The following is a 7977-nucleotide window of genomic DNA, read 5'->3' as shown; positions in this document are numbered from 1 at the left end:
GATTCCAGCACCAGACAGGTTCATCCTCGTGCCGGCGGTGCCAGGTCGATCCGCAGCACCTCCCCGTCTGCCGCCCCGGTACTGAGATACCGCACTAGATCCTCCTGCCGGGGCTGCCCAAGCGTCAGCCGGTAGGCCCCGACGGTGCGCAGCAGGCGCTGGTACCGTACCGACTCGCGGCTGAGCGGCATCGCCGGCACGTACCGCTCGATCGTCGCGCCGCCCGGCCGGGCGTACACCCAGTCCGGCACCAGGTCGGTGTCGTTGGGGGACTTGGCGGCCTCGGCGGCGGCGAACATCGCCGACCACGGGTCGTCGCAGCCCGAGGCCAGAACGGCAGCACCATGTTCGGCGGCGATGTTGCGGCGGATCGCGTGCCCACGGAAGCGGTGCACGCGGCCCTCCCGCTGCTCCATGTCCACTGGATTCCCCGGCAGGTTCCAGTGCACGATCGCGTGACTGTACGTGTGGAAGTCCAGGCCCTCCTGACCCACCGACGTCGACGCCAGCACGAACGGCCAGAACGGTGAGTTGTAGGCCGCCAGTACATCCCCGGCCCGCTCCTGCTGCCGCTCGTCCGTCGCCCCCTTGTGACCCATTCGCATCGCAAAGTGGTGCCGGATCGAGTTCGAGCCGTCGATGGTCACGTCGTCGCCGACGGTGTCGAAGACGTCGATCTCCGCGCGGCCCAATCCCACCGACAGTGCCCGGCCCAACTTCTCGGTCAGCGGCGTCAGGTCGTTGCCGTCGTGGTCGCGTTCCACGCCGCCGAGGGAGAAATACTCGTCGAGCATCGACTGCAGGTTTCCGGCCTGGCAGTAGTCGAGGACGGAGCGCCAGTAGGCGTCGCCGGGCGTCGACACCCGGACAGCCGCGGCGATTTCGGCCTGGTTGAACATCGACCGCAGGTCCTTGGCCGCGTCGAATGCGGTGTCCCAGAGTTCGTCGTCTGAGAACGGCCGAACCGAGCCGGTCGCACGACGGAGCGCCCGCAGGACACACGTTCCAGGACCGGCGAGACCGAGCTCGGTGACCGTTTCGACGAGATCCTCGGGAAACCCTCCCAGTGCCTCGACGTCCAGCTCGTCCGGATCCTCCGCCGAAGCGAAGTACTCCGGGATCTCCACCGGGAACGGACGAGCGGAGTGCGCGTGCCGGTCCAACAGCAGCGGCGCCGCCCAGTACCAGGAAGGGTCCGCTTTCGACCGCGACGACCGGGCGATTCCGCGCTCTGCGCACAGCGCCTCGAACCGCTCCCGCACCGCGACCTCCGCCACGGCGCGCAGCTCGGCGGCGGTCGGGGAACCGCCGACCCGCTGCGCTAGCGTCAGTGGGTCGCACAGTTCCGCCAGCACGATCGACGGCTGGAACAGGGCCTCGGGGGCCATGTTCTGGTTGGTGCCGTCGTGCCGGGGACGGCGGATCGGCTGGGTGAGGGTTGCCCGTTCCGAGTACCTGTCGGCGCGGCCCGACTCCTTAACCCCCCGCCGCTCGGCCTCATAACTGACCACGCTGGCAATGGCTTTCGGCGCCACCGTCCACGCGGAGAACACCAGCCGCTTCGTGAACGTGCTCAGCGCCTCGTCCGCGAATACTCCGGCCGGCTGGTAGTAGGGCAGCGACGGTGGCAGCCACGCGAGCTTCCAAGCGCCGCGATCGACGGTGTCGGCGACCAGTGCCCGCATCTTCGCGTTCCCCGCACCAAGCGGGCGATACTGCTCGACGGTCGACCAGTCGATGAGGCCGTCGGCGGTGCGGATTGCGTCGTGCACCGGCTTTCGGACGGCCGGATCCGGGGAGTCGATCGCCTTCTTCAGGGCCTGCTTGACCTGGTAGGTCTCCATGATGTTGAACAGGTACGGGCTCGACCGCCACAGCTCGAAGATGTCCCGGCCGCCGCGGTCGCGGCCGATTGCGTCCGCGATCCGCTGCCCGCCCGCATACGCCTGCAGGTCGCCGGCGGTGACGGGCACCGGCATCGGCTTCTCGGTGAGCATGCCGTCCCGGTCCGGCGTCGACGCCAGCCGCTCGACCCGCGACATCACCCGGGTCAGCGTGTGCTGCACCCGGTCCCGGGCCCCGAGCCCCTCCTCGCGGGAGTCGGCGCCGGGCAGAGCGGCGCGGCGCATCGTCTCCAGGTCGCGGCCCAACGCGGCGACCCGCGCGTCGACGTCCTCCGTGGGCAGGTTGCGGCCGCCGAGCAGGAAGCGGACGGTGGCGAGGAAGTCGTCGTAGTGGTCCGCGCCCTCCGGCTCGTCGGGGAGCGTGTACATACTGAACGGGGTCGCCGACAGCAGCAGAACTCGCGCGGTCGGCTGGTTGAACAGCGCCTTCGCAAGCTCTGCCTCCTCGTTGTCGTCGTCGAGGAGCGTCTTGAAGCGGTGGAACTCGTCGAGGATGATCAGGTCCGGCTCGAGCGCGCGAATGGCGGCGTGCGCTACCAGGTTCCGCATCCGGCCAATCAGCCGGTTTCGGTAGCGGCTCAGGTGCCGGTCCGCGTCGCCCTTGAGGTAGGCGAACCGGGAGTGGGCGACGTCCCACACCTCGTCCTCGAGGCAGGCGAACTCCGGCTCGATCGGGTCCGCGGCCTTCAGGTCCGCGATGAACGCGTCGGCGATCTCGTCGGTGATGGCGTGCGTGTCGAACGCCTTGATCTTGCCCTCGAACCGCTCCGCACCGGAGCTGCCGCGGAAGAACTTCAGCCAGCCCTTCGACGTCATCTCCTGCCGGCCCCAGCCGCGCCGCAGCAGGTGATAGAGCAGCACTCGCTCGGCGGACTTGCCGGCGGTCTCGCCGACCGTGAACGACGTGCCCGGCGTGAAGGAGATGTAGTTGACCTTGCGGTCGTGAAGCGCGGAGATGTTCTCCATCAGCAAGGTCAGCCGATCAGAATGTTTGAAGTCGTCAACGTGATCGAGCTTCAGCTTCTTCAGGTTCTGGCGAGCGATCTGAGAGTTCGAGCAGATGTAGACGATGTCGATGCGGTCCTCCCGGTCCCAGAGGTGCTCGATCGTCTCGGCGATCACGCCGCGCCCGACCAGGGTCTTGCCGAGCCCGACCTCGTCCGCGACCAGGAACCGGGTGGTGGGGTCCGGGTCCTTCCACAGCCGGTTGGTCACGTGCGCGACGGTGTCGCGCTGGAATCCCTTGAGCGGTGCGAGGGTCCGGGCCAGGTCGGGCTTGGTGGTCACTTGTCTCCTCCCGCCACCGCGGCGTGGGCGAGTCGTACCGCGTCCAGCAGGGCGCGCAGGTCGTCGTCGATGAGATCGGACGGGGCGTCGAGATCGCGGAGCAGCGCGTCGACCCGGTCCAGCGCGGCGCGATCACCGACCACGGCGCGCACCAACGGCTCGAACAGCACGGTGCCATCGACCGACCCGCGGTCAGGTGCGCGTTCCCCGTTCGGTCCGCGTTCCACCCTGGTGAGGGCATGGAGCTCGCCGCCGAGCAGGAACAGCAGGCAGCGGGTCAGATCCTGGGCGGTGCCGATGTGGCTGCGCAGGATCAGCCGGTCCCGGCCGGCGACGTCGCCGACCAGCGCCGCCTTCACGACGCCGAACAGCTCGACGCCGTCGCGGCGGGTGCGGACGGCGACGAACGCGGTCACGTTCGCGGCCGCGACCCCCGGCCAGCTCACCTCCACGGCGAGGGGACGGTACTCGCCGCTGAGGGAGACGGGGCTGACCGCGACCTCCCCGTCGAACGCGCCGACGACATCGTCGGGGACTCGGAGCGTGCACAGCGCGGTGTCGCCGTCGAGGGTGAAGTGCAGCTGCGGTTCGGCGGCGGCGAGCAGGGCCCGGAAGTCGGCCATGTCCTTCTCCACCCGCGCGAGGGCGTCGGCGTCGGCATCCGGGTCGGCGGTGGTGATGGTGTACGGCTCGACGATCCGCGCGAGACCCGTTGTGCCCTTAGCGTTCTCCCAGACCGCGTCGACGCCGCAACTCGCGGCAGGCCCGCGGAGGGCGGCGGAGAACTCGACGTTGCCGCCGAGCGCGGCGCTGGTCGCGTTCGCGGACCCGGTGATCAGCAGCGTTTCCTTGCCGATGTCGAAGGCGAACGTCTTGGCGTGCAGCCGGACGGGACGCCGCCGACCTCCGAGCCCGGCTCCGGGGCGGACTCGTCGTCGCCGGGCCGGTCCGCGACCGATTGGAGGGTGAACGTTTCCGCGCGGGCGAAGGCGTCCGACCCGGTGCGATCGAATGTCTCGGCACGGGAGACGATCCGGGCGCCCGGCGCGATCGCCGCGAAGCGCCGCGAGGTCGCTGGGTCGAAGAACGGGGAGATCACCAGCGCCCGATCCGCGGCATCCGGGATCGGCAGCGCCGCGCCGGCGGTGAGGCCGAGCGGGTGCAGCGTCATCGACGTGAACGGGGCCGGGCACGTGAAGCGCGCACCGCGGACGGTGCGGGCCAGGTCCCGGACCGCGGCGGCCCGCGCGACCGGCATCGGGGTGGTCGCGAGATCCGGCAGCGTGGCGACGAACTTGGCGATCGGAGTGGGGTCGACGACCTCCTCGGCTTCGGGCTCCTCGTCCAGGACGAGCAGGGTGTCCCAGGACGCATCGAACGTCAGATTCCGGCTCGAGCACAGGAAGCGGTGCAGGTGGCCGCCGTCCTCCTCGCTGACGAACCGCAGCAGCCAGATCTTCGGGTGGAACAATCGCCCCGGCTGCGGCGCCCGCACCTCGACGACCGCGTTCTCGGCGAACGACAGCACGGTGCGGTACCTGGCCGGCAGCTTCAGACCGCCGGCCTGCGCGAACACCGTCATCGACCCGATGTAGCGGCGGATCGACTCGAGCAGCGCAATCGGGTCCGCGTCGTCGACATTATCTGCACCGGAGCGCGCCGCGAACGACAGCGGCGCGAGTAGCAGCGCCGTCAGGTCCAGCGAATACGTGGTGGTGACAACGCGGTCCACGCGGTACCCGGCGGGTGGCTGCAACGCGTCGGTGAGCAGGACGCGGGTGTCGGGGCTGAGCATCAGTTCTCCAGTCCGGCGATCACGTCGCCCAGGATGCGGACGGCGACCGGCCAGTTGTAGGTCAGTTGCCCACCCGACTGGCCGCGCCACGCGTTGACGCCCGCGATGTTGCCGCCCAGGCGGGCGCGGGCGCCCTTGAGCTGAACCTCCCGGTCGCGCACCAGCTTCTGCGCGCCCCCGCTCGGGGCCGCGGTCTCGTGGCCGGCCGCGTCGATCCAGGCGTCGACGAACCCGACAGTTGGCGGGGTTATCTTGCCCGTGCGGTGCATCAGCTCCCAGAACTCGGCGGTGTCCCAACCGTCGAGTACGCGTGTCGTGTGGACCTCGGTTACCCAGTCCTGCCACGCCTCGGTGTAGCCGACGACGAGCTCGTCGTCGTCCTTCGCGCGCGCCAGCGTCAGGTTGTAGAGCACCGTCGCCCCGGCCATCGCGATCGAGAAGCGGCGGCCGTGGTCGATGGTGCCGGCGAGCGGGCCCTTCAGCGCGTCGGCGGCGTGGTGCTGCCACAGGAACGGGGCGTCGGCGTCGACGCCGTGCTGGAACAGCCACGGGAACATCGACCGTGCCTGCGTGGTGCACATGCGTTCGCGCAGGTACTCAGCCTCGGAGGGAGAGAGCTCGAAGGTGGTTTCGGTGAGCAGGTCCTCGGGCGGCTGCGGAAGCCGCGGGTCGAACCCGGTGGGAGCGGCGTCGGGGCGGGCGCCGGGATCGTCGGATGCCTCGGTCCGGCGGTCGAACCTCGCCGCGTCGTACGCCTGCCGCAGCGTCGCCGCGATCGACCGGCCGTCGGTGCGCAGCCCGTAATGCGCGGTGGCCGACCAGAACATGCCGCTCGGCAGGCGCTGGAGCCTGCGTTTGGAGGTCCGGCCGATCAGGCCCTGCGTCTCGCCACCACGATCCAGGGACTCGATGAGTCGGAACTCCTTCTCCCGTAGTAGGGAAGCGAGCCCACGCGGATCCTTTGCCTCCGCGGCCGACGCCTGCGCGAGCCACGGGATGAACAGCAGGTACCGGGCGCGGGTGTGCAGGGTCGATAGGCCGGGCAGCAGCAGCGCCGAGAAGGTGTCGCGGATCGAGCCGAGCCCCAGCTCGTCGACGGTGCCCTCGTCCCGGAACTGGTCGATCGCCTGCATCACGCGCCGGCGTTGGGTTTCGTCGTGGTCCAGCCAGGCCAGGTGGGACACCATCGAGTTGTGCGGTCCTTGTCTCCGGGGGATAGCGAGGGGTACTCGGCCCGGTCGTGCGGACCGGCAACGGTGATCGTTTCAGGTGGAAATCAATGCCGCGTAGCCGGGGGTTGGTCACGCGGCCAGGCTGTCATTCAGATGACGGACACCGTTGTCGTGCAGGAACTCCCACCGAGTATGCGCTCCGGCGCCCCGGGTTCGGAGACAGTCGTGTCGACGTGCCCGATCTGAGAATAATGTCACCCTCGGATGGCACAATCACGGAGACGAAGGGGAGACCATGGTTTTGCCATTGATACCTGTCGCGCTCATCGCGGTCGGAGCATTGACTGGGGGCAGCGGTGTGGCGCTCGGCGGGAAGGGTGCTTACGACCTGAAAAAGGCTGCGGGCCAGATCGCGGAGGCGCGCAGTCGCTACGACCGCCGTTACGCGGAGATCGAGACCTGTGTTTCCGCTACTAATGATCGGATCGCAGACCTCGGTGGCCAGCAGAAGCGGGCGATCACCGACGTGGTCGTCCGGATGATCGACTTTCTGAAGCGCCACGAGAAGCAGGTACGCGAATCCCAGCGGCTACTCGCAGACGGCGTCGACTTCGACCAGACTCGGGTGTCCGACGCGCAGAAGCTCTCCGTCGACCTCGCCTCTTGGCTGGGAGGAGCGGCCGGGTCGGCAGTAGTCGCCTCCGGAACCTCCGCCGCCGTCGCGGCCGCGGCCGGCACAGTCGGCGTCGCCAGTACCGGAACGGCGATCTCCGGTCTGTCGGGTGCCGCGGCAACCAATGCGACGATGGCGTGGCTCGGAGGCGGTTCACTGGCCGCGGGTGGAGGTGGGATGGCTGCTGGTGCAGCCGCCCTGAACTTTGTCACGATCGGACCCGCACTACTCGTCGGGGGAGCCGTGGTCAAAGGGCAGGGGAAGAAGGCCCTTACCCAGGCCAAGGAAGCGGATGCCAAGATCGCTGTCGCGATCGCAGAGTTGGACGAGACGGAGACCAGGCTCGGCGCGGTGGCATCACGGGCGGACGAGATCAGTGCCCTCCTTGAGCAACTCACGACGAAGGCGGTCGAAGCCCTCGACGAACTCGAATCGGAACCGTTCGATCCGGCCGTTCACACCTCTCGGTTGCAGCGAGGACTCCAACTCGTCAAGGCGGTCGCCGATGTTGCCGCGGTACTGCTCGTGGACGACGAGGGCGAGTTGACGGAGCGCAGCGCGAAGGTGACGATCAGGTACCGACCGATGGTGGAGGCAAACGGACATGGCTGAGCCGGACAAGGTGCACGTCGGCGAGGTGCTGCCACCTCGAGTGGTGACGCCGTTCGACGGGTTTGCGGCCCTGTCACAGATCGTCGACGCGGTCCAGGACTGCGTGAAGGTCCACGCCGTGGAGAACACGAAGCAGGCAAGGCTGGCGACGTACGAGGCGACCGAGGTCGCGAAGATCAAAGCGGCGGAATCGGTTCTCAAGCAGTATTTCGAGCAGTCGTTCGCCGAGCGGCGCTCGAACTTCGACGAGCTGTTTGGTCGCCTGGACACCGCGCTCGACCGGGGGGATTCGCAGATTGTCAACAGCGTCCTCACCGGCATCGTCGAGATGGCACGCACCTCACCGCTCGCGAACATCGGGGACCTTGGCCAGATTCGGGCCGCACTCGACGACCCGAACCACGTCTGGGAGCTCTGAGCCTGAGGCCCGCGCGGAGGTCGGTCACTCGCGAGGTGTAAGTGTGGGCTGATTGGTTGAAGGTCTTGTGTCGGACGGGGTGACTCAGCCGAGGCCTGGCCCGCCGGCCCGACGTG

General features: G+C 68.9%; 6 protein-coding genes. 2 read left to right on the top strand and 4 right to left on the bottom strand.

The window, feature by feature from the left end; genetic code table 11:
- Positions 1-20 precede the first annotated feature (20 nt).
- The 4 genes from ACFQS9_RS17505 to ACFQS9_RS17490 form a co-directional block, all read right to left on the bottom strand.
- Positions 21-3191: a DEAD/DEAH box helicase gene (locus ACFQS9_RS17505; protein ID WP_378406955.1), complete on the bottom strand. Its 3171-nt coding sequence runs from the start codon at positions 3189-3191 to the stop codon at positions 21-23.
- Positions 3188-3814, bottom strand: coding sequence for a hypothetical protein (locus ACFQS9_RS17500; RefSeq protein ID WP_378406953.1), 627 nt, complete (start codon positions 3812-3814; stop codon positions 3188-3190). The genes ACFQS9_RS17505 and ACFQS9_RS17500 overlap by 4 nt, the downstream gene beginning before the upstream one ends.
- 212 nt (positions 3815-4026) lie before the next feature.
- Positions 4027-4986, bottom strand: coding sequence for a hypothetical protein (locus ACFQS9_RS17495; RefSeq protein ID WP_378406951.1), 960 nt, complete (start codon positions 4984-4986; stop codon positions 4027-4029).
- Positions 4986-6173 carry a DUF6361 family protein gene (locus ACFQS9_RS17490; RefSeq protein WP_378406949.1) on the bottom strand — a complete coding sequence of 396 codons (1188 nt, stop codon included), beginning with the start codon at positions 6171-6173 and terminating at the stop codon, positions 4986-4988. Before ACFQS9_RS17490 ends, ACFQS9_RS17495 begins: the two co-directional genes overlap by 1 nt.
- Before the next feature lie 280 nt (positions 6174-6453).
- On the opposite strand from ACFQS9_RS17490, the gene ACFQS9_RS17485 reads away from it, so the two are divergent.
- Both ACFQS9_RS17485 and ACFQS9_RS17480 read left to right on the top strand, forming a co-directional pair.
- A complete protein-coding gene (locus ACFQS9_RS17485; RefSeq protein ID WP_378406947.1) occupies positions 6454-7443 on the top strand; it encodes a hypothetical protein in 990 nt (329 codons plus the stop codon).
- Positions 7436-7861 (top strand): hypothetical protein, encoded by a 426-nt coding sequence (locus tag ACFQS9_RS17480; RefSeq protein WP_378406945.1) that lies wholly within the window; start codon positions 7436-7438, stop codon positions 7859-7861. Before ACFQS9_RS17485 ends, ACFQS9_RS17480 begins: the two co-directional genes overlap by 8 nt.
- Positions 7862-7977: the final 116 nt, after the last annotated feature.

This window comes from Rhodococcus daqingensis, assembly GCF_042665615.1.
Taxonomy (GTDB): domain Bacteria; phylum Actinomycetota; class Actinomycetes; order Mycobacteriales; family Mycobacteriaceae; genus Rhodococcus_G; species Rhodococcus_G daqingensis.
This window is presented reverse-complemented; position numbering and strand designations above follow the sequence as displayed.